Raw genomic sequence first — 21,063 nt, 5'->3', positions numbered from 1 at the left:
GAAAGGAGTTCTATCATGAGTCAGACTCAAACCCGCATCCGTCTGGGCGCCATTATCCAGGGGCCATCCGGCAATATGTCGGCCTGGCGTCACCCTGATGCGGTCAGCAATGCCAGTATCAACGTTGCATATGTCACCGCGCTGGCGCAGCAGGCAGAACGGGCAAAATTTGATTTCCTGTTCGTGGCGGATGGCTTGTACATCAATGCCAAATCGATCCCACACTTCCTCAACCGTTTTGAACCTGTCACGCTGTTGTCAGCGCTGGCGCTGGTCACGCAGAAAATTGGCCTGGTGGCGACGCTGTCCACCTCTTACAGCGAGCCGTTTACCGTCGCCCGCCAGTTTGCCAGCCTTGATCAGCTGAGTGGCGGACGTGCCGGATGGAATGTGGTGACTTCGCCACTGGAAGGGTCGGCGAAGAACTTTTCCCGTGACCAGCATCCTGAGCACAGCGAACGCTATCGTATCGCCAGCGAATATTTACTGGTCACCAAAGGTCTTTGGGATTCATGGGAGGAAGATGCCTTTGTGCGTAATAAACAGAGCGGCGAGTTCTTTGCGCCGGAGAAGCTGCATACGCTGAACCATAAAGGTCATTACTTCTCTGTGCAGGGGCCGCTGAACGTTGGCCGTTCGCCGCAGGGGCGTCCGGTGATCTTCCAGGCGGGAGCGTCTGAGGCCGGTAAAGCGTTTGCCGCCGAAACCGCCGATGCCATTTATACCCGCCAGGAAACTCCGGAGCTTGCCCGGGCGTTTCGTGAAGATGTGCGTCGCCAGATGGTGGCGCGCGGGCGCAATGCCGATGATATCCGCGTTTTCCAGGGCATCAGTGTCATTATCGGTGACGACAGTGTCGATGCTGAGCGTCGTTATCAGCAAACGGCACAGCTGGTCACGCCGGAAAAAGCGCTGGACTACCTTGGCCGTTACTTCGAACATTACGATTTCAGCCAGCATGAGCTGGATGCACCGTTCCCGGATATTGGTGATCTGGGGCAGAACAGCTTTCGCAGTACCACCGATACCATCAAGAAAGAGGCGCTCGACCGTGGTTTAACCCTGCGTCAGGCTGCGCTGGAAGCGGCCACTCCGCGCCCGACTTTTTCCGGCACGGCAGCACAGGTCGCGGATGGTCTGGAACAGTGGTTTACCCGTGGCGCGGCCGATGGTTTTATCGTACGCGGCGGAACGCCAACGGCGTTTGATGATTTTGTCGATCAGGTGATCCCGATCCTGCAACAGCGCGGCCTGTACCGTCACGACTATGAAGGCAATACTCTGCGTGAACAACTGGGGTTGAGTGAGCCTGAGAACCAGTTTGCGATAAAGACGGAAGAGAGGCGGGTTGGTTGAGCAAGTAACGCATTATAGTTACAACATACATATCACTGAGTCAGTTATCGATACATTAAGCATCGGTAACCGATTCAGCAACATTCACTTTATACGTTCGTCGTAAAAAGACCTTCTCCAGACAAGCAGCGCTCAATAACCTGAAGCACCCCCTCTTCATCATTCGACGGTGCCAGATAGCCAGCGGCCGCTTTTGCTGCTTCTGATCCGTTACTCATGGCAAAACCAAAGCCCGCATGGCGCAGCATTTCCAGGTCGTTTCCACCGTCACCAAATGCCAGTACCTCATTATCTTCGATACCGTAACGCTGCTGGATGCGTTTCACCCCATTGGCTTTATGATTTCCGGGGATAATCAAATCGACAGAGCCATGACCACTGGAAACGGGTACAACAATATCGCCCAGTTCTCGCTCAATATTCACCATCAGCTCACTGACATCGGGCTGATGAAAACCCAGGGCAAACTTAAAAACGGTATCGTCGATCTCTGCATAATCATCAACCCTGTCGAGGTGATGATAAAAAACACGCATATCGGCAAAGAAATCTTCACCCGCGCTGGACAGCATATACGCGCCCTTTTTACCGCAGACCAGAAAACGGACGCCGGTCATCGCCCCAATCGTCGCGATCACTCTGTTGACGTCATCGGGTGCCAGCCGGCCACAATAGACCTCCTGCTGTCTGTCAACAATGTAACCCCCATTCTCCGCCACATAGGCAATGTCAGCATCAATCTCCGGGAAGAAGCTTTTCAGCTGGTAATACTGGTTACCGCTGGCGACCACAAATTTAATCCCCTGTTGCTTCATCTGCTGGTACTGGTCAGCAAAACGGGCGCGTGCATAGTCACCCTGGCTATTCAGAAACGTGCCATCCATATCCACCGCAATCAGTTTGATGCTCATTACCACTCCTCGTTAATTTATGCGTATTTCAGCTTAGAGGCACCGAGAACGATCACCACAAATGCCATCGCGACCAGAGAGAAGGCCACATAGAGATTGGCCAGATGGGCAATCCAGCCAATCACGGCCGGACCGCCCAGCACCCCGAAATAGCCCAGCGTAGCGACCATCGCCACGGATCGATGCACCGGCATCGCTTTCTCCTGCCCTGCCAGGGTGATCAGGACAGGGACAATGTTGGCAGCACCGATACCGACCAGGGCAAAGCCGAACAGGGAAGATCCCCATCCCGGTAGCAGCACAACAATCAGGTAACCCGCAATACCCAGTATTCCACCCGACATCAGCACGCGCTTACGCCCCAGTAGCTTTACCACACGGTCACCAATAAAACGCATCAGGGACATCGCAATCGCAAAGGTGGCAAACCCCCATCCGGCATGTTCAACCGCCATCTGGCGATCCTGCGTGATGAAAATACCGCTCCAGTCGAGAATCGCGCCTTCGGCCATAAAACAGATCATTGCCATAATCGCCATCAGCACCAGACGGAAATTGGGGCGGCTGGCGTTCCCCTTCTCCTGTTGCGAGGTTTCGCCACTGGCAGCAAGTAAGGCGGGAAAAGAGCAGGCGGTCACCAGCGCAACCAGCGCAATCGCCCAGAATGACGTGGCCTGCGGCGTCAGACCGGCACTCAGCAGCATGGCTCCACCACCGGCTCCGGCAATCCCTCCCACGCTCCACAGACAGTGAAACCCGGACATCAGGGGTTTATCGGCGGCCTGCTCGACCAGGGTTCCCTGCACATTCATCGCCACATCTGCCAGTCCGATTCCCATGCCAAAAACAAACAGACTGATGGCCAGTAAACGGATATCACTGAGCGTTGCCAGCAACGGCAGCGTCAGACAATACAACACCACCGCCGCGATAATCACCCGTCGGCACCCTGCCAGGCCAATAATACGTCCTGATCCGAGCATCGCTATCAGCGATCCGCCGCCCAGACACAGTAACAACAGGCCCAGCTGACCCGCTTCGGCATGGGTTCGCATCTGAGCATAAGGCACCAGTGCGGCCCATAACCCCATTGCCATACCCGTGACAAAAAAAATGGCCCGGGTAGCCCTACACCGGGCGGGGCTTCCTGTCTCTTGCGGGTCGTTTTTGACTGTCATCGGCAATTTATCCTTTTCTTTAATTACTTATTAAAAGACATTTAATAAGTAAAAGTATAAAGCGTGAGCGAAAAGGATGTCAATCGGCGACGGAAAGGTTTAACACAGAACCCGAGGGATGAAGAGCAGGATCTACACGATAAACAAGCGATGGAAGTTGTAGTTTTCCAGCGTCAGCTCCGCAATACCTTGCAGATAGTCCTGACGAATCGAGGGGCGATAGATCAGCGCAGGAAGATGTTTCTGCGGAATAGATTGCTGGCAGATTTGCATGATGTCGGGCAAATCTGCTTCGCACAGACGAGGCCCTGACAGCGCGACCGTCACAGGATTGATCAGCGCCGCCAGCGAGACAACAATATTAGCCAGTTCCTGCGTCAGCGTTAACGCGGTGGCAGAAAAGGGCAGCCGGGACACTTCCCCCGCAAAATTATTCGCGCCGGCCAGCACCTGCCCGTTGATCACAATCCCACATCCCGTGCAGGGGACTTCCGGTTTGTAGATATAGGCAACCGGTGCGCTGACTCCCGCGCAGCTGCTGCGGTAAAAGCCCCAGGCAGTGAAGTTGATATCGTTGCCGACTTCAGTGAAACAACCTGACTTTAAACGGATTTCCTCAACAATATGCCTGTCGGTAAACAGTGAAATATCGCAGGACGTGACCACACCATCGACGATCACCCCGGGCAGACCTAAGCCAATGGTCTGTACGCCAGGGAACTCAGACAGCAGTGTATCGATGAGTTGATAAAACGTCTCTGCGGTTAGCGGCAAAAAGGGACGGTCGCCGCTTGCCAGCAGGCGGCCGGTGGCAGAGGTTAACGACCAGACCAGTTCAGCGTCATCATCACTGCCTGCCGCGTAGAGGCTGAGGACAGAGAAAAAATCAGGATTACAGGCATAACGCTGTGCAGGCCTGCCGCCACGGGAAGCCTCATGTTCCAGCGCCAGCACTTCTCCGCTGAGCGTCAATTCGTTAAGCACGGCTCCGCAGGTGGCCGCACTCAGCCCTGTCTGGGCTGCCACGTCACCTTTGGTCGCCGGGCCCAGTGATTTCAGCGTACGAACGACCCGCGCAACATTATTTTTGCGCATTTCACGGGTGGTGCGGTTTAACGGAGTATTCATTTTCCCTCTTCGGCTCACAAAAAACGGGTTAATTTACCATAAAGCCGGGTACCCGGCGCACTAACCTGCCCCGCTCTCATGACGGAAACACTCTGGCAGCAAGAAAATCAACCAGCGCACGGATTTTCGGTGAAGCATGGCGGCTGGCGGGCCACAGGATATGAAACGTCCCCTGCCATTCGACAAAGTCTCCGAGGATCGGCACCAGACTGCCGTCAGCCACCAGATGACGACAGGCAAAATCCGGCAGACAGGCAATCCCCAGTCCACGCAGTGCAAAGCAGACGCGAGTTTCGATATTATTGCAAACCATTGAGGTGGGGATCGCCAGGTCGGCCGCCCCGCGCAGCGGCCATTTTTCCAGCTTACCGGTATGCGGAAAACGATAATGCAGGCAGTGATGTCGGAGCAGATCGCCAGGAGCCTGAGGCGTTCCCTTCTCTGCCAGATACGCCGGAGAGGCAACCAGCAAAGCGCTGAAGTAGCCCAGATGCCTGGCCGATAAGCGCGAATCAGCCGGTTCACCGGTTCTGATCACGGCATCGAATCCCTCTTCAATGACCTCCACTAACTGGTCGGTAAAATCCAGGTCCAGCGCAATATCCGGATACTGGCGCATAAAATCACCGAGCACCGGCAGCATCAGCGTACTCACCATCGGCAGGCTGATACGCAGGCGACCAGTGGGTTTTCCGCTCGCCTGAGACAGCTCCAGCTGCGCGGCCTCAACCTCCGCCAGAATACGACGGCAGCGCTCCAGAAACAGTGCCCCTTCCGCCGTGAGGGTGATGCTGCGGGTACTGCGGTGGAAGAGACGTACACCGAGTTTTTCTTCCAGCCGCGCCACATTTTTCCCCACCGCTGAAGGCGACAGACCCAGCTGACGACCGGCGCTCACAAAGCTACGGGTATCAGCCACCTGCACAAAGACGCTAAATCCACTGAGACTGTCCATCATTACTCCATTCAAGAATTTTATTCCGTAGTTAACTGAACTATACCCTGGTTTTTCTTTAATGAGGTGTCGATTAAGGTGTGATGACGATCCCCTTACTGATGATGAGACTCTGTTGATGCACACCCTTTTATCTTCACTGGCCCGCCCTGATGACCTCCCGGCGGCCTTCCAAACCGTGGTACAGCAAGCCATCGATGAGCAACGTGATACGGTGTACGGCGTATGAAAATGATGGATGTATCCTCAAAACTGCCTGTCTCCGCCCTGCTCGCGCTGGCCACGGCGGGATTTATTACCATTCTCACCGAAGCCCTTCCGGCGGGTCTGTTATCACAGATCGGTGGCAGCCTGCTGATTACACCAGCGCTGGCCGGGCAACTGGTCACGGTGTACGCCATCGGTTCTCTTCTGGCCGCCATTCCATTAACGCTCGCTACGCAAACGCTGAGACGCCGGCCTCTGCTGTTAAGCGCCATTGCCGGGTTTGCTGTCGCTAATACCCTCACGGCACTTTCCCACCACTATGCGCTGACGCTGGTCGCACGCTTCATTGCCGGTGTTTCGGCGGGATTATTGTGGGCACTGATTGCCGGTTATGCCGCCAGAATGGTGCACGAGTCCATCAAAGGACGCGCCATTGCCCTGGCGATGGTCGGCACGCCGCTGGCGTTATCAATAGGCATTCCGCTGGGCACCTGGGTGAGTGAGATCATCGGCTGGCGGAGCTGTTTCCTGGCGATCAGCGTGCTGACTCTGGTCCTGGCGGGATGGATAATGATTAGCGTGCCTGATTTCCCCGGTCAGGCAGCGGCAAAACGTCAGCGCTTGCTGAATGTTCTTCGACTTCCGGGGGTGCGCCCCATCCTGCTGGTTACCCTGATATTCGTGCTGGCGCATAACATCCTTTACACCTATATCTCACCGTTTCTCCAGCATGCAGGGATGGGCAACAGCATCAGCCTGATCCTGCTGGTGTTTGGCCTGACGTCACTGTTGGGGATAGGGGTTGTCGGGACGCGAGTGGACGGCGGGCTGAGAGGGCTGTCTTTGCTGGCTACCGCGCTTTTCGCACTGTCAGCACTGGCGTTGACGTCGGGAAATCCACTGGTGATTTATCTTGCAACAGGCGTCTGGGGGCTGGCCTTCGGAGGTGCCCCGGCCCTGTTTCAGACCGCGCTGGCAAACAGCGCCGGGGATGCCGCTGACGTTGCGCAGTCGATGCTGGTCACCGCATGGAATATGGCGATTGCCGGCGGTGGGCTGGCGGGTGCCGCGATACTAAACGGCTTTGGTCCCACCCTTTTCTCACCGGTTTTACTGGTGTTACTTATCCTGACGTGGCTGATCATATTGTCGGCGCGACAGCACGGGTTTCCTGCCGCTGAAGACGGTTAATCCACGACCATAATCCCAAGCCTTTCAACCAGAATGCTGACCTGAGCGCTGTCCAGCTTTACCCCCTCCAGGTCAGTGCTGCGAAGGTCGAGTTCGCTGGTGATGGAACGTGTCAAATCACAGTGGGTGAAGTCAGCCGAACGCCAGTCAAATGCGCTGAATTCACCGCCGGAGAGGTCGGAACCGCTGAAGGTCGCCCCCAGCACATGGGTACCCACCCAGCGGTTCTCCCACAGTTCGCATTTCTCCAGCACCACTTTGGAAAAGTTGGCATAGCTCAGATTGGTTTTGGTGATAAACGCGCTGCAGAACCAGCTCTTTGTCGTGATCATGTTCATAAAGCTGGCACCGCGGAAGTCAGCCCCTTGCGCTCGGCATTCACTGATTTCAATGCCCAACGCGTTGACAGAACGAAAATTATTCATCGAGATATCACAGTGCTTAAAGCTGGCATCCTTCAATGTTGCCCGGCTGAAGTTACAACCCTGCTCACTTTCCCGATCGTAAAACTGGCAGTGAAGAAAACGCGTGTCGGTCAGGTCGCAGCCCGAGAAATCGCAGTTGATGAACTGCGTGTTTTCCACAATGCTGCCCGTGAAATGGCGTGGGATGAACTTTTCATTACGATAAACCGGTGATGTGGTCATGTTAAGGTTCCATGTATAGCAGTGCGCGTTCGTCGAGCTGAAGTTTTTCCCCGGGATAGCGATGTTCCAGCAGGTGGTAAGACTCAGCGGCGATAATATGTTCAATACTGTCAGACAGCGCATTCAGCGCGTGTTGCATCTGCGGCAAATAATTGTGGGTGTCATAAACACGGTCAATCCCTTCCAGCGCATGATTCATGATCTTACGGGCGACATCATTCGGCGTGTTCAATGCGGCCAGCCTTGAACGCGCGCTGCGCCGCAAATCACGGGTGGTAAAGGGGGCAATTCCGAGACCACGGTCAGCCCGTATCATACGACGCAGTGCCTGTGTAATGGCACCGCGTGATAAAGGCTGTGACAACGTCACGGGGGACGGCACCAGCCAGGGTGATTCTTCCGGACTGGACTGCATCAGCGCGTGAATACAGACGCGCATCAGAGGAGTCAGCGGAAGAATATGTTCGCGCTGCGATTTGTTACGCGTGCCCTGCCGCCAGATCCCGGAAGTCAGATTGAACTCGTCTTTACGCGCCTGCACCACTTCATCCGGCCTGCGGGCCGTCAGTAAACAGAAGCGAAGTGCCCAGCGGCATTGTTCTGAGAGGTCCCAGGCATCCAGGCCGTGCCAGAAGACCCAGACTTCAGCATCGCTGAGCGTACGGTTACCCGGAGGCGCACTTCTGCCCGCGACATCACGTTTTTTCATCGCACTGAGGGGGGAGTGTTCAAGATAGCCCTGCATTTCGGCCCAGGCAAAGAACTGCTTGCACAACGCAAACACCCGCCGCGCCTCTTCTTTTTTGCCGTCGGCGATCAGAATATTAAACAACCGGTTAAGCTGAAGTCGTGTAATGGATGACAGGGGACGTTCACCTATCGCCGGTAGCACATGCTTCAGTAAGGATGAGATAGCAATCTCCGGGCGGCGGCGCGTTTGCAGCAGCGACAACCTGACCCAGAGTTTCATCACCTGCGCCACAGACCCTTCATCGCCGCTGGCTTCCAGCTCGGTCAGGGATGACGTACTTACCGCGTTCAGCCACAACACCACATGACGCCCGACATGCGGAGAAGTAAGAACCTCAGGATTCTGGGATTCAGACATCCTGTAATCCTGAGATTCTCTTATCATATGATTTTATCATCTTCACCTTTCGGAGACATTGCCAACGGGCTTTTAACGCTACTGAGAGGTTGATTTTATCGCGTAAAAGCATATGACTCCAGACTTAATAGGTCTGGAGTCATAAAGATTACACAGCGCTTTCACTTCGATTTCTTGTAGAGGATGACAGGCCATGAAGAATATCAAGCCCGACCACCCGGTTTACCTCTTCCCCGGCCAGATCTCGGACACCTCATCTGGCCAGCATTATGGAAACAAGGGCATCTCTTTTATACCTTAACATGTCGAAGACATGTTCCTTATCCCATCGGGGCATGCAGCACTGATTGTTACATCGGATTAGCCCCTCCCCAGTATCTGCCGCTGTCGCATTTATTACCTTATCGATACCCCTTTACGACAATCAAGAATAAGCCGAAGGAATGACCTGTCACTGACAGTGGATGGATACCAGGAAATGTCCGGCAGCAGGATAACCGGAGCAGGAAATGACCAATCAAAAAGGGCGACACAAACGAAATATCGAACTCGCCGGTCTATTTCATTCAGAGTGCCCGCACTCTGTTGTGTTAATTCAGCCACCCTACGGCAGAACGCACGAACAGGATATAGGGCGAAGAGGAGAAGATAGATTAACCCCGGAAAGAAGGTTTCATCAGGAAACTAACCTTTTTTATACTGAAAGACCCAGGCGACTATACTGAAGATAGTCGCAGGTCAGGTTATATTTCACGCAAAAGCATGTTGTAACTAAAAAGTATAAGTCACTCCCAATCCCGAAAAAAACGCGTCTCCTTTGTCTTTTACCCCGTCCCAATCGACCTCAAACAACAGTGATAATACCTGACGCAACATTCATGCTCATCCCGAACCAGGGTAAAAATAGGAAAACAGGATGAACGGTTCCTATCACACGGATAAAAATCCGTCGAAATGACATCGATTTTTTACTTCCCTCAAGAACACGCTCAATTTCCCAATCTGCAATACACAACGACTTGATGGTTGCCTGACGGTACTCAGCCATATTGCGTGATGCCGTAACTAACACGATGTGAGAAATGCATCAAAGTAGTTATATTGAAAAACATAAAAATCATTTATTACAACATGTTGTAAAGAGCGTGACCATGGAAGATATAGTAGGGTTTACGCGTGGCGAATAGGATCAAAGTTTCAGAAGTAAATGCCTCGATCAAAATTATTGTTAAGATTTATCCCATAAGTTGTAAATATAATGACGCCCAGACTTACCCAATAGCAGAGTAAAATGGTATCCAGGTAACATTTGAACTAACATTTTTTTCGTTTAGTGTTTTTTCACTCTTCATTTGTCTGTACACTGAGTCTTGTCACAATAGTTACTAATTTAAACCAACTTACAGGTTACGGATTCCGTTATGAGCGAAACGCTGAAAGTATTAAATAATATTCGCACCCTTCGTGCCCAGTCTCGTGAAGTGTCTTTAGTTGAACTGGAAGAGATGCTGGAAAAACTTGAAGCGGTAGTGAACGAAAGACGTGACTCAGAAGCCGCTATTGCTTCTGAGATTAAAGAAAAAGAAGAGAAACTGGCTAAATATCGCCAGATGCTGCTGGAAGACGGTATCGACTTAAGCGAACTGACTGCTGCCGATAATACGACGGGTAAGACTCGCGCTAAACGTGCTCCACGCCCAGCCAAATATTCATATACTGATGAAAATGGCGAGAAGAAATCATGGACCGGCCAGGGGCGTACCCCGGCTGTGATTAAGCAGGCACTGGATGCCGGCAAAAAACTTGAAGATTTCCTGATCAAGTAAATGCCAACCGGCCGCCTGACAGGCGGCCGGATGCATTTTCAGCTGACAGACTGCGTCTGCTCAAACAACTGCCTCAATAATACCACCAGCTTCTTCGCATGTTCCTCCTGCGTTCGCCATGAACACACACTGATGCGTAATGCCGCTTTTCCCTGCCACAACGTCCCTGAAAACCAGGCGTCTCCGGATCCCTGAAGTGCTTCACGTACGCGCTGAGTATGTTCATCGTCCTGTGCACGAAATAAAACCTGATTGAGTATCACCCGATTCAATATCTCGAACCCGGCGTCCTGCAGACCTGACGCAATCTGACACGCCAGCGCACAATGCTGCTCAACCAGGGTGGCCACGCCCTCACGACCCAGCGTACGCAATGCCGCCCAGACCGGAATACCCCGCGGGCGACGGGAAAACTCCAGCGTCAGATTTTTTTGCGCATCCGGTGCCGCCACTGCATAGGCCGCATCAGCATTCATCGCCGAGGCAAGCGCACCCGGATGACGGCAGATCGCCATGGCGCAATCATAAGGGGTATTCAGCCACTTATGTCCGTCAGTCGTCCAGCTGTCCGCCTTCTCAACACCCTCCGTGAGCGTTTTCAGCGCTGAGGCGCGCGCCCAGAGACCAAAGGCACCATCGACGTGTACCCAGGCACCGACAGCATTCGCCGCCGGGATCAGCGCCGAGAAATCATCGAATTCGCCGGTATTTACCTCGCCAGCCTGTAAACAGAGAATCGTGCGGTGATCAAGGGCGGGCAGGCGCGTCACATCAATCTGTCCCCGACCGTTCACCGGCGCAACGTTCAGGTGACGCAGTCCGAAGCCCAGAACCCGCAGGGCTTTTTTCACCGTGATATGCGTCAGTTCGGACACAACCACCCTGATTTCCGGCGCGCCTGCCAGCCCGTCATGGTCAATATCCCAGCCCTGACGCAGTAACAACTCACGCCGGGCCGTCACCAGGCAACTCAGCGTACAGGCCGTGGCGCTGGTGCCAAACCCTACCGTACTGTCACGTGGCAGGTCGAGGACCTCCAGCAGCCAGCGCCCAGCCAGCCGCTCCAGCGTGGCGGAAACGGGTGAGTTATCCCAGCCAGAAGCACACTGATCCCAGGCAATCATCAGCCGCTCGGCTGCCGCGGCCACGGGCAGTGAGGCACCGATAACAAAACCATAATAGTTCGGGCCGTTGGATGCCGTGGTGGCGGGCGATCCGGCATCATCCAACAACGCCAGCGTCTGCTCTGCGGGTAACCCGTTCACCGGCAGCGCTTCATCAAAACGCGCCAGCCCGGCAAGCGCCGCAGCATCGGGAAACACCCGGCGGGTAGCCAGCGAGGCGCTGTAGCTCAGGGCACGCGCATCTGCGGCAGAGAGTAATTCCCGTTCGTTCATAACTGACCTCGTATTAATCGCATCATCACCCAAAACAGTAACGCCAGCAGACTGACGGCAGCGCCGCACAGGCACACCGCGTCCCACCCTCCCCAGGCAAACGCCTGGGTTGAAATCAGCGCTCCAGCGCCGCTGCCAGCGGAATAAAACAGCATATAACCCGCAATCAACCGCCCTCCGGTTTCCTGCTGACTGGCAAAAATCAGGCTCTGACTGCTGACATGTAATGCCTGCCCGGCTGCATCCAGCAGCAGGATCCCGGCCATCAGCAGTAGCAATGACCCTGCCCCCAGCCACAGTGGCAACCAGCTCATCAGCAGTACCACCAGCGCCAGCGAAGAGGTGCGTTCTGCCAGCCCTTTGTCAGCCCAGCGTCCGGCACGACCCGCGATAAGCGCACTGATCGCGCCCACCAGCCCCAGTGCACCAATCTGTCCATGGGTCAATTGCCAGGGCGGGGCACGCAACAGTAATACCAACGCACTCCAGAAAATATTGAAACTGGCAAACATCAGTAACGCCAGCACACCACGCACCTGCAATACCCGGTGAGTAAGCAGCAGACGCCACAGAGAAAACATTACCTGTGACCAGCGTACAGGCGCAGCCTGAGGTAAATCAGGCAGCCTGCGCCACAGGATCGCCGCCAATAGCAGCATCACCAGCGCAGAACAGACGTAAACGCCACGCCAGCCGGTAATATCTGACACCAGACCCGCGGCCGCACGCGCCAGCAGTAATCCAATCACCACGCCACCGGAAACGGCACCCACCACACGCCCACGCGTTTCCGGGCTGGCCGCCGCGGCCGCATAGGCAATCATGCCCTGCGTCATTGCCGTTCCCAGCAGGCCGATTAGCAACATCGCTGCCAGTAACATCAGCACATGCGTGGCCACAGAGACCAGTAACAGCGCCAGAATTAATCCGGCAAGCTGATAGCGCATCAGTCGACGCCGGTTAAACACATCCCCCAGCGGAACCAGCAGCAGCAACGCCAGTGCGCAACCCACCTGGGTGGCAAAAATCACCCCACCGACAGCCGCAGAGGAGATGGAAAAAGAGTGCGCCAGCGCATCCAGCAGCGGCTGCGCATAATAGACGTTCGCCACGCTCAGGCCGCTACTGCAGGCAAACAGACTTACCTGCAATGACGATAAGCCTGTACTGTCCGCGCTCTTCGCTACCCATGTATTCATGCCATGCCCCAATTGGTTTCAAATTAAAACCATTTGCAGCCTGCCGCAAGTGGTTTTAAAATGCAACTAAATTGACGAGGAAAAAATCATGACTGACCGTTTACCTCTCAGCCAGTCGTCCTGCCCGGTCGCACGCAGTGTTGATCTGATTGGCGATCGCTGGCTGCTGATGATCCTGCGCGATGCGTTTGACGGCGTGCGCCGCTACAGCGAGTTTCAGCGTAACCTGGGGGTGGCACGCAATATTCTCGCCGATCGGCTGAAAAAGCTGGTCGAAGCCGGACTGCTGCGGGTGCAACCGGCCTCTGATGGCTCGGCCTGGCAGGAGTATGTGCTGACCGACCGCGCCGGGGACCTGTTTCCGTTGATTGTTTCTTTGCAACAGTTTGGGGAACAGCATCTGTTTGCTGCCGGTGAAACCCATTCCGATTTACTGGAAACCACCAGCGGTAAACCGCTGGCACCGCTGCGGGTGTGCAACCAGCAGGGAGATGCGATCACCCCTGAAATGACCTGTGTGCAAAAATACGCCTGATCGTTATGCAAAAAACGCAAATAGCCAGATGAATTTCTTGGTTCTCCTGACCCCTTGTCAGGCCTGATATTTATTGTCAGCCACTTAGCACACTGACAATAAAGGAATTCACCATGCGCGTTGCTCTTCGCCTGACGGCACTTGCCGGGGCCATTGCCTTACTGAACGCCACCGCCGCATTGGCCGCAGACAAACCTGTACAGGGCGGCACCCTGGTGTATCTGGAGCAGCAGGCTCACACCAATCTTTATCCTCCGGCCGGGGGCTTCTATCCGAACGGCGGGATTCTGAACCAGATCACCGATAAGCTGACCTGGCAGAACCCGGAAACCCTGCAGGTGGAGCCGTGGATAGCAGAGAGCTGGACGCACAACGCTGATAATACCGAGTACACCTTCAAAATCCGCCCGGGCGTCACCTTCTCCGATGGCACACCGCTGGACGCCGCAGCAGTAGCGAAAAACTTTGATACTTACGGCCTGGGGAATAAAGCCCAGCGTCTGCCCGTTTCAGAGGTGATCAATAACTACGATCACAGCGAAGTGGTTGACCCGCTGAAGGTCAAATTCTTCTTTAAAAAGCCGTCTCCTGGCTTCCTGCAGGGTACCGCCACCATCGGTTCCGGTCTGGTATCACTCAGCACGCTGGCACGTAACTTTGATGCCCTGGGCGATGCCCGCCACATCATCGGTTCCGGGCCGTTTGTTGTCAGTGGCGAGAAGCTGGGGCGTGAAGTCGATCTGGCGGTGCGCAAAGACTATCAGTGGGGGCCAAAAAACCTCGCGCAGCAGGGGCGGGCGAACCTCGATGGCATCAAAATTATCGTGACGCCGGAAGACAGTGTGCGCATCGGCGCGCTGCTGGCAGGCCAGGCGGATGCCATCCGCCAGGTGCAGGCTTATGATGAGAAACAGGCACAGCAGCAGAACTTCCCGATTTATGCGGCTCCGACACGCGGTGTTAATGACAGCCTGAGCTTCCGCCCGGATAACCCGCTGGTCGCCGATGTGAAGGTGCGTAAAGCGCTGTTACATGCCACCAACAGCAAACAGATCGTTGATACGCTGTTCTCTCCAAATTACCCACAGGCGAAGTCGGTACTGGCCACTTCAGCCGCAGGCTTCGTCGACCTCAGCGATCGACTGACGTTTGATCCGGTACTGGCGAAAAAACTGCTGGATGAAGCAGGATGGAAACCGGGCAGCGACGGCATCCGTGAGAAAGACGGTAAAAAGCTGGCACTGGCGGTGTATGAGTCCCTGCCACAGCCGCAGAATAAAGAAGTGTTACAGCTGGTGGCTCAGCAGTGGAAGCAGGTGGGGGTCACCCTGACTGTGCGTGCAGGCGATGCGGGCAGCAAAACCGTCGACAGCCTTGATCCGCTGAAAACCCCGCTCAATGTGACCGAAGTGGGCCGCGCCGACCCGGATGTGGTGAAAAGCTCGTTCTATCCGACCGTGCGTGATGCGCTGCTTCAGAAAGGCGGCTCCAGCAGCCTGGTGAAAAACTTCCGCGACGACAAACTGAATGCCATTCTGGACGGCATCGCCAGCGAAACCGATGCGAAAAAACGTCTGGAACTCACGGGCGACGCTCAGCGCTATCTGATCGATAACGCCTATAACATTCCTATCTTCGAAGAACCGCAGGTGTTTGCGGGCGCGCCGTGGCTGAAAGGTCTGACGTTTGAAGCCGTCGGCCGACCAAGCTTCTATGCTGTCTGGCTGGAAAAACGGGGGTAAGCCACCATGACCGGTTATCTTACCCGGCGGCTGGGGCAGGCACTGCTGGTACTGTGGGCGGCGTTTACCGTCTCTTTTATTCTGCTCCAGGTACTGCCCGGCGATGCGATCCTGATTAAGTTTCAGAATCCTGACCTTGGCCTCAGCCCGGCACAGATCGAAGAGATGCGTCAGGCCTACGGTGCCAGTACGCCACTCTGGCAGCAGTATCTGCATACCCTCGCAAGCATGCTGCACGGTGACTTTGGTTTCTCCGTGCAGGCCGGGGTGCCGGTCAGTGAGCTTCTGGCGGAGAATTTCCCCGCCACCCTGCGCCTGGCCGTGCCGGGGTTTCTGCTGGCTACCCTGCTGGCGGTGCTGATTGCCTTCTCATCCAGCCTGGTGGGCCTGCGCTGGCTGCGTAATGCCCTGCAGGCGCTACCGTCGCTGTTTATCTCACTGCCGACCTTCTGGCTGGGGATTGCCCTGATCCAGGTATTTTCCTTCCAGCTACGTTGGATCCCGATTATTAACCCCGGCGAATGGGTCGGACTGATCCTGCCGGTCATCACGCTGGCGGTACCGATTTCCGCCCCGCTGGCGCAGATCCTGATCCGCAGTATTGACCAGGTCCAGACCCAGCCGTTCGTGGCGGTCGCGCGTGCCAAAGGTGCCAGCCAGCGGCGCGTACTCTGGCATCACGTGGCGCGCAACGCCCTGCTACCGGTACTGACCATCGCCGGGCTGCTGCTGGGTGAACTGATTGCCGGCGCACTGATCACCGAAACGGTCTTTGGTCTCAGCGGCCTCGGCCAGCTGACTCAGCAGGCGGTCAACAATCAGGATGTGGCGGTATTGCAGGCGGTAGTGATGATTTCAGCGACCGGGTTTGTGCTGATTAATCTGCTGGTCGATCTGTTCTCACCGCTGCTCGATCCGCGACTGAAACATTTTACGAGGGCGACATCATGAGCCTGGTGGATTTGAACAGCATCACAGGAACCCGCCATCGCCGTGCAGGCAGCGGGTGGTATCAGCGCCTGAACCCGGGCCTGACGCTGGCATGGGCAGTGATGGTTCTGGTGATCCTCTGGGCACTGGTGCCCGGCTGGTTCACCGACTGGAGCAGCACGGAAGGCGTTGCCGGCGCGCAGCGTCTGGCACCGCAGGCCGGTCACTGGCTGGGTACGGACCAGCTGGGCCGCGATGTGTATGCCCGCATCGTATGGGGCGCCTCCCATTCACTGAGCGGGGCACTGGTGGCCGTGGCCCTGGGCCTGACGGTCGGCACCTTACTGGGCGTAACCGCCGGATCGCTGGGCGGCCGTAGCGAGGGCGTGATTATGCGCCTGGTCGACGTTCTGCTGGCGATCCCCGGCCTGCTGCTGTCATTAAGTATTATTATTTTGCTCGGCTTTGGCACGGTCAACGCCGCCATTGCCGTGGGTATCACCTCAGTGGCGAATTTCGCACGTCTGGCCCGTTCGGAAGTGGTGCGCGTACGTCACTCAGAATACGTTGAAGCTGCCCGCGGCAGCGGGGGCACCTTTATCGCCGTGCTGTGGCGTCATATCCTGCCGAACTCACTGACTCCGGTGCTGGCGTTCTCTGCGCTGCAGTTCGGCAGCGCGATTCTGGCAATTTCAACGCTGAGCTTCCTTGGCTACGGTACACCGCCGCCGACCCCGGAATGGGGCCTGCTGATTGCCGAAGGCCGTAATTACATCTCCACCGCCTGGTGGCTGACCACCTTCCCCGGCGTGATCGTCGTGGCAGTGGTACTGGCCGCTAACCGTATCAGCCATCACTATTCAGGAGGCCGCCGGTGAGCGAATCCATCACTCCGGTACTGAAAATCGAGAACCTCAACATCGCCTACCGCAGTGGCCAGCAGCATAAACGCGTGGTTCACAATGTTTCCTTCCAGGTGAACCGTGGAGAAGTGGTGGCGCTGGTGGGGGAATCCGGCTCCGGTAAAACCACCACCGCGCAGGCGATTATCGGCCTGCTGACGCAAAACGGTGAACGCGAGAGCGGGAAAATCTGGCTCAACGGTACCGAGATCACCCACTGGTCGCAAAAACGTCTGGATGCCCTGCGCGGTGCCAGCATCAGCCTGATCCCACAGGACCCTGGCAGTTCACTGAACCCGGTGAAAACCATTGGCGACCAGGTGGGTGAGATCCTGCTGCTGCATGAACGACTGTCACGCCGGGAACGCGAAGCACGGGTGATCGCCCTGCTCGCCCGCGTCGGCCTGTCACACCCTGAACAGCGCACACGGCAATATCCGCACCAGCTTTCCGGCGGGATGAAACAGCGGGTACTGATTGCCATCGCCATTGCGCTGAAACCGGCCCTGATCATTGCTGACGAACCGACCAGTGCGCTGGACGTTACGGTACAAAAACGCATTCTTGATCTGATTGACGAGCTACGGCGCGAGTCCGGCACGGCGGTGCTGTTTGTTACCCATGACCTGGCGGTGGCGGCGGCACGAGCCGACCGCATTCTGGTGTTTCGCCAGGGGGAGATTCAGGAGCAGGGCAGCACCGATGCGATTATCCGCCGCCCGCAGCATGCGTATACCCGCCAGCTGTTTGCCGATGCACCTGCGCTTTCCGGTACGCTCGCCACGCCGCCTGAAGCCAGTTTTTCCCAGCCCGCCATCGAGATCAGCGGCCTGAACAAATACTTTTCCCTGGGCAAAGAGGAAGGTTTTCAGGCGCTGAACAACGTGTCCTTCAGCGTGGCACGTGGCACCACTCATGCGCTGGTAGGCGAGTCCGGCTCGGGTAAAACCACTCTTGCCCGCATTCTGCTGGGCTTCCAGCAGGCTGACAGCGGGCGCATCGTGCTGGACGGCATTGATATCAGCGGACTGCACGGTGAAGCCCTGCGCCAGCTGCGGCAGAAGATCCAGCTGGTGTACCAGAACCCGTTTGCCTCACTCGATCCCTCCCAGACGCTGTTTCGGGTGATTGAAGAGCCGCTGCTGAACTTTGCTCCGGTCAGCCGGGAAGAACGCCGCCAGCGAGTGGAAGAGGTGGCCAGCCGCGTGGCGCTGCCTCTCGCCCTGCTGGATCGTAAGCCTCATGAACTGTCCGGCGGCCAGCGCCAGCGCGTGGCCATTGCCCGGGCGCTGGTGCTGCGGCCGCAGATCCTGGTGCTGGATGAAGCCACCTCCGCGCTGGATGTCACCATTCAGGCGCAGATCCTCACGTTGCTGCAACAGTTGCAGCAGGAGCTGGGGCTGACCTATCTGTTTATTTCTCACGATCTCGCCACGGTTCGCCAGCTGGCGCACAGCGTTTCGGTACTGCGTGCCGGGCAACAGGTTGACTGCGGCAATACTGCCGACATTTTCTCGCTTCCGGCCAGCGATTATACCCGTGAACTGATCGCCGCCATCCCTGCGCTGACCCGCGCTAAGGACACCGCATGACCACCAAACGCCTTGGGTTTTTCACCCGCCTGCTGGATAAAACCAGTGCCGGAGAACGCTATCGTCTCGCCACCCTGCAGATCCAGCACGCGGAGCGCTGGGGCTATGATACCGCCTGGATCGCCCAGCACCACTTTCATGAGAACGAAGGCGGCCTGCCCTCTCCGCTGCTGTTTCTTGCCAGTGTGGCGGCGCAGACCTCGCGTATCCGCCTGGGCACGGCCATTATCACTCTGCCGATGGAAAATGCCCTGCGCGTGGCAGAAGACGCCGCCGTGCTCGACCTGCTGAGCCACCAGCGTCTGGAGCTGGGGCTGGGTTCCGGCGGAACGCACACGTCATTTCTGCCGTTCGGGCTGACCTTTGATGAGCGCGCCGCCGCCTTTAATACCGGGCTGAACACCCTGCTACAGGCCTGGGGCGGTGATACCCTGGGCCATGACGACAACCGCCTCTACCCGGCCGCACCACAGCTGGCAGAACGCATCTGGCAGGCGACCTTCTCCGTGGCGGGTGCCGCCCGCGCCGGTGCAGCCGGGCATGGCCTGATGCTGTCGCGCACGCAGCCGCGGCCTGTCGGCACCCCTCTTCTGCCGCTGGATGAGATACAGAACCCGATGATCGATGCCTATCTCGCGGCGCTCCCCGCAGGGACGATTCCCCGCATTCTTGCCTCGCGTACGGCTTTCGTCAGTCGCGACGGGGCAGAAGCACGCCGCCTGGCACTGCCAGGCCTGACGGCACAGGCTATGCAACATCGTGCAGCGGGCCATGTGGTGCCGGGGAATACGCTGGACGATTATATTGCCGCCTTCGATGTGCATCTCGGTACGCCGCAACAGGTGGTCACATCCCTGCAGCGCGACACCGCCCTGGCCCGTGTCACTGACGTGTCGTTCCAGGTGCATTCGATCGATCCACAGCACGAGCAGATCCTGACCTCCATTGAGCTGCTGGCCACTGACGTCGCCCCGGCGCTTGGCTGGCGCGCCCCTGTTACCGCCTTCTCCCACAAGGAAACCGTATGACACAGTCCATTGATTTACTGCAACAGCTGGCCGGGATCGCCCCGGAAAGTGCACTGGCCGCCGCACGCCAGACGCGTGATGCCGCCACTGAACATACTCAGGGCAGCTACGAGGTGTTGTTCTCTGTACACAACGGCGATGACTTCCCCCTGATCGCACGGCTGGCGATTGCCCAGCAGGTGGCCCACTGGCACGGCGAATCACGCCTGGCAGAGCATTACGCCGCACGCCAGGCCGGGGCGCAGCCGGAAACAAAGTGGCAAAGCGCACTGGCTCACGCGGAGCGGCTGACATTTAAACCCGCAGCCGCTGAGCCTGAGCATCTGCGCGAGCTGGAGCAGGCAGGATGGTCAGCCGCCGCTATCGTGACGCTGTCACAGCTGGTGGCGTTTGTGAGTTTCCAGAGCCGTCTATTACGCGGCCTGCGCCTGCTGGGTGGCGAAGATGTGGCCGCAGGCACTGTCGAGCGGACTCCGGCCGCCGTCTGGCGCACCGAACCGCACACGCTGAGTGGCCAGCAGGCGCCCGTGCGCTTTACCCGTGATGAGCTGGGCTGGGAACCGTGGCTGGCCGCCAAACCTCTGGCGGAATTTAATGCGGTCGAGCAGGCCACGCTGGCAAAATTCGGTCACTCAGAGTCTGATTACTTCCGCCTGCTGGCACGTAACCTGCCGCTGCTGGAACAGCGCACGCTGACGGATAAAGGGATTTTTTATACAGCAGCCGGACTGCCGCGCAAAGAGCGTGAGCTGGCTGCAACGGTGGCCAGTAAAGTCAACGGCTGCATCTTCTGCGCCTCTGTTCATGCGCGTAAGGCGGGACAACTCTCGAAACAGCCGGAAGACGTGCAGCGTTTTATTGATATCGCGCCGGGCCAGCCGCTGGCGGCCGATCAGGATGACCGCTGGCTGGCGATCATCGACCTTGCCGCGTCCCTCTCAGCCACGCCGCCGACACCCCGTCTGGCACAGCTGGAGACCTTGCGCGCCCAGGGGCTGAGCGAACTGGAGTTACTCGATCTGGTGCAGTCCACCGCGTTCTTCGCCTGGGCCAACCGCCTGATGCTGACGCTGGGCGAACCTTTCGTGCCCGCCGCGTAAGCTGCGTATAGCAAAACAGGGTGAAGAAGTTTCACCCTTATATCACTTATTGTTTTTTCGAAATATTATCGAATGTAGAAATATTGTTGCGGCTAAAGATATCAATATAAGCGCGACGACAATGACACTAA

Annotated in this window: 18 protein-coding genes; 10 read left to right on the top strand and 8 right to left on the bottom strand. The window is 56.8% G+C overall.

Annotation, left to right across the window (positions count from 1 at the left end; genetic code table 11):
* The first annotated feature begins 15 nt into the window (after positions 1-15).
* Entirely contained in the window at positions 16-1,356 is a 1,341-nt protein-coding gene (locus LJN55_RS23785) for an LLM class flavin-dependent oxidoreductase (protein WP_227536478.1), read from the top strand.
* Between the two features lie 89 nt (positions 1,357-1,445).
* Here LJN55_RS23785 and LJN55_RS23780 read toward each other — a convergent pair whose 3' ends face one another.
* The 4 genes from LJN55_RS23780 to LJN55_RS23765 all read right to left on the bottom strand — a co-directional run bounded on the left by LJN55_RS23780 (position 1,446) and on the right by LJN55_RS23765 (position 5,528).
* A complete protein-coding gene (locus LJN55_RS23780) occupies positions 1,446-2,267 on the bottom strand; it encodes a Cof-type HAD-IIB family hydrolase (RefSeq protein ID WP_133846785.1) in 822 nt (273 codons plus the stop codon).
* A 17-nt stretch (positions 2,268-2,284) separates the two neighbouring features.
* Positions 2,285-3,358 (bottom strand): MFS transporter, encoded by a 1,074-nt coding sequence (locus LJN55_RS23775; RefSeq protein WP_227536477.1) that lies wholly within the window; start codon positions 3,356-3,358, stop codon positions 2,285-2,287.
* A 219-nt stretch (positions 3,359-3,577) separates the two neighbouring features.
* A complete protein-coding gene (locus LJN55_RS23770; protein ID WP_227536476.1) occupies positions 3,578-4,573 on the bottom strand; it encodes an ROK family transcriptional regulator in 996 nt (331 codons plus the stop codon).
* 76 nt (positions 4,574-4,649) lie between these two features.
* Positions 4,650-5,528: a LysR family transcriptional regulator gene (locus tag LJN55_RS23765; protein WP_133846809.1), complete on the bottom strand. Its 879-nt coding sequence runs from the start codon at positions 5,526-5,528 to the stop codon at positions 4,650-4,652.
* A gap of 231 nt (positions 5,529-5,759) precedes the next feature.
* On the opposite strand from LJN55_RS23765, the gene LJN55_RS23760 reads away from it, so the two are divergent.
* Positions 5,760-6,926 carry an MFS transporter gene (locus tag LJN55_RS23760; RefSeq protein ID WP_133846787.1) on the top strand — a complete coding sequence of 389 codons (1,167 nt, stop codon included), beginning with the start codon at positions 5,760-5,762 and terminating at the stop codon, positions 6,924-6,926.
* Here the strand turns inward: LJN55_RS23760 and LJN55_RS23755 are convergent.
* Positions 6,923-7,573, bottom strand: coding sequence for a Qnr family pentapeptide repeat protein (locus tag LJN55_RS23755; RefSeq protein WP_171149740.1), 651 nt, complete (start codon positions 7,571-7,573; stop codon positions 6,923-6,925). The genes LJN55_RS23760 and LJN55_RS23755 overlap by 4 nt on opposite strands.
* Position 7,574: 1 nt before the next feature.
* A complete protein-coding gene (locus LJN55_RS23750; RefSeq protein ID WP_133846789.1) occupies positions 7,575-8,681 on the bottom strand; it encodes a tyrosine-type recombinase/integrase in 1,107 nt (368 codons plus the stop codon).
* 1,421 nt (positions 8,682-10,102) lie between these two features.
* Here LJN55_RS23750 and LJN55_RS23745 point away from each other — a divergent pair.
* Complete coding sequence (locus tag LJN55_RS23745; RefSeq protein ID WP_159338394.1) at positions 10,103-10,507, top strand: H-NS family histone-like protein; 405 nt, start codon at positions 10,103-10,105, stop codon at positions 10,505-10,507.
* 38 nt (positions 10,508-10,545) lie between these two features.
* Here the strand turns inward: LJN55_RS23745 and LJN55_RS23740 are convergent, their stop codons facing one another.
* Together LJN55_RS23740 and LJN55_RS23735 are read right to left on the bottom strand one after the other, a co-directional pair.
* A complete protein-coding gene (locus tag LJN55_RS23740; RefSeq protein WP_227536475.1) occupies positions 10,546-11,904 on the bottom strand; it encodes a pyridoxal phosphate-dependent decarboxylase family protein in 1,359 nt (452 codons plus the stop codon).
* Positions 11,901-13,103, bottom strand: coding sequence for an MFS transporter (locus LJN55_RS23735; protein ID WP_213202501.1), 1,203 nt, complete (start codon positions 13,101-13,103; stop codon positions 11,901-11,903). Before LJN55_RS23735 ends, LJN55_RS23740 begins: the two co-directional genes overlap by 4 nt.
* A gap of 88 nt (positions 13,104-13,191) precedes the next feature.
* Here LJN55_RS23735 and LJN55_RS23730 point away from each other — a divergent pair, with 88 nt between their 5' ends.
* The 7 genes from LJN55_RS23730 (at position 13,192) to LJN55_RS23700 (ending at position 20,932) form a co-directional block, all read left to right on the top strand.
* Positions 13,192-13,638, top strand: coding sequence for a winged helix-turn-helix transcriptional regulator (locus LJN55_RS23730; protein WP_133846793.1), 447 nt, complete (start codon positions 13,192-13,194; stop codon positions 13,636-13,638).
* 113 nt (positions 13,639-13,751) lie between these two features.
* Positions 13,752-15,380: a TIGR04028 family ABC transporter substrate-binding protein gene (locus tag LJN55_RS23725; protein WP_227536474.1), complete on the top strand. Its 1,629-nt coding sequence runs from the start codon at positions 13,752-13,754 to the stop codon at positions 15,378-15,380.
* 6 nt (positions 15,381-15,386) lie between these two features.
* Complete coding sequence (locus tag LJN55_RS23720; RefSeq protein WP_167863530.1) at positions 15,387-16,331, top strand: ABC transporter permease; 945 nt, start codon at positions 15,387-15,389, stop codon at positions 16,329-16,331.
* Positions 16,328-17,188 (top strand): ABC transporter permease, encoded by an 861-nt coding sequence (locus tag LJN55_RS23715; RefSeq protein ID WP_227536473.1) that lies wholly within the window; start codon positions 16,328-16,330, stop codon positions 17,186-17,188. The genes LJN55_RS23720 and LJN55_RS23715 overlap by 4 nt, the downstream gene beginning before the upstream one ends.
* Positions 17,185-18,804, top strand: a complete 1,620-nt coding sequence (locus LJN55_RS23710) for a dipeptide ABC transporter ATP-binding protein (protein ID WP_227536472.1) — start codon at positions 17,185-17,187, stop codon at positions 18,802-18,804. The genes LJN55_RS23715 and LJN55_RS23710 overlap by 4 nt, the downstream gene beginning before the upstream one ends.
* Positions 18,801-19,832, top strand: a complete 1,032-nt coding sequence (locus LJN55_RS23705) for a putative FMN-dependent luciferase-like monooxygenase (protein WP_227536471.1) — start codon at positions 18,801-18,803, stop codon at positions 19,830-19,832. The genes LJN55_RS23710 and LJN55_RS23705 overlap by 4 nt, the downstream gene beginning before the upstream one ends.
* A complete protein-coding gene (locus LJN55_RS23700; protein ID WP_227536470.1) occupies positions 19,829-20,932 on the top strand; it encodes an alkylhydroperoxidase domain protein in 1,104 nt (367 codons plus the stop codon). Before LJN55_RS23705 ends, LJN55_RS23700 begins: the two co-directional genes overlap by 4 nt.
* Positions 20,933-21,063 lie beyond the last annotated feature (131 nt).

The organism is Erwinia rhapontici (assembly GCF_020683125.1).
GTDB lineage: Bacteria > Pseudomonadota > Gammaproteobacteria > Enterobacterales > Enterobacteriaceae > Erwinia > Erwinia rhapontici.
This window is presented reverse-complemented; position numbering and strand designations above follow the sequence as displayed.

Excerpts from the sequence above, each read along its gene's own strand:
- LJN55_RS23770 (WP_227536476.1), bottom strand. The coding sequence starts at position 4,573 with ATGAATACTCCGTTAAACCGCACCACCCGTGAAATGCGCAAAAATAAT.
- LJN55_RS23740 (WP_227536475.1), bottom strand. The coding sequence starts at position 11,904 with ATGAACGAACGGGAATTACTCTCTGCCGCAGATGCGCGTGCCCTGAGC.
- LJN55_RS23735 (WP_213202501.1), bottom strand. The coding sequence starts at position 13,103 with ATGAATACATGGGTAGCGAAGAGCGCGGACAGTACAGGCTTATCGTCA.
- LJN55_RS23720 (WP_167863530.1), top strand. The coding sequence starts at position 15,387 with ATGACCGGTTATCTTACCCGGCGGCTGGGGCAGGCACTGCTGGTACTG.
- LJN55_RS23775 (WP_227536477.1), bottom strand. The coding sequence starts at position 3,358 with ATGGGGTTATGGGCCGCACTGGTGCCTTATGCTCAGATGCGAACCCAT.
- LJN55_RS23745 (WP_159338394.1), top strand. The coding sequence starts at position 10,103 with ATGAGCGAAACGCTGAAAGTATTAAATAATATTCGCACCCTTCGTGCC.
- LJN55_RS23700 (WP_227536470.1), top strand. The coding sequence starts at position 19,829 with ATGACACAGTCCATTGATTTACTGCAACAGCTGGCCGGGATCGCCCCG.
- LJN55_RS23715 (WP_227536473.1), top strand. The coding sequence starts at position 16,328 with ATGAGCCTGGTGGATTTGAACAGCATCACAGGAACCCGCCATCGCCGT.
- LJN55_RS23785 (WP_227536478.1), top strand. The coding sequence starts at position 16 with ATGAGTCAGACTCAAACCCGCATCCGTCTGGGCGCCATTATCCAGGGG.
- LJN55_RS23765 (WP_133846809.1), bottom strand. The coding sequence starts at position 5,528 with ATGGACAGTCTCAGTGGATTTAGCGTCTTTGTGCAGGTGGCTGATACC.
- LJN55_RS23725 (WP_227536474.1), top strand. The coding sequence starts at position 13,752 with ATGCGCGTTGCTCTTCGCCTGACGGCACTTGCCGGGGCCATTGCCTTA.
- LJN55_RS23705 (WP_227536471.1), top strand. The coding sequence starts at position 18,801 with ATGACCACCAAACGCCTTGGGTTTTTCACCCGCCTGCTGGATAAAACC.
- LJN55_RS23755 (WP_171149740.1), bottom strand. The coding sequence starts at position 7,573 with ATGACCACATCACCGGTTTATCGTAATGAAAAGTTCATCCCACGCCAT.
- LJN55_RS23780 (WP_133846785.1), bottom strand. The coding sequence starts at position 2,267 with ATGAGCATCAAACTGATTGCGGTGGATATGGATGGCACGTTTCTGAAT.
- LJN55_RS23760 (WP_133846787.1), top strand. The coding sequence starts at position 5,760 with ATGATGGATGTATCCTCAAAACTGCCTGTCTCCGCCCTGCTCGCGCTG.
- LJN55_RS23750 (WP_133846789.1), bottom strand. The coding sequence starts at position 8,681 with ATGTCTGAATCCCAGAATCCTGAGGTTCTTACTTCTCCGCATGTCGGG.
- LJN55_RS23730 (WP_133846793.1), top strand. The coding sequence starts at position 13,192 with ATGACTGACCGTTTACCTCTCAGCCAGTCGTCCTGCCCGGTCGCACGC.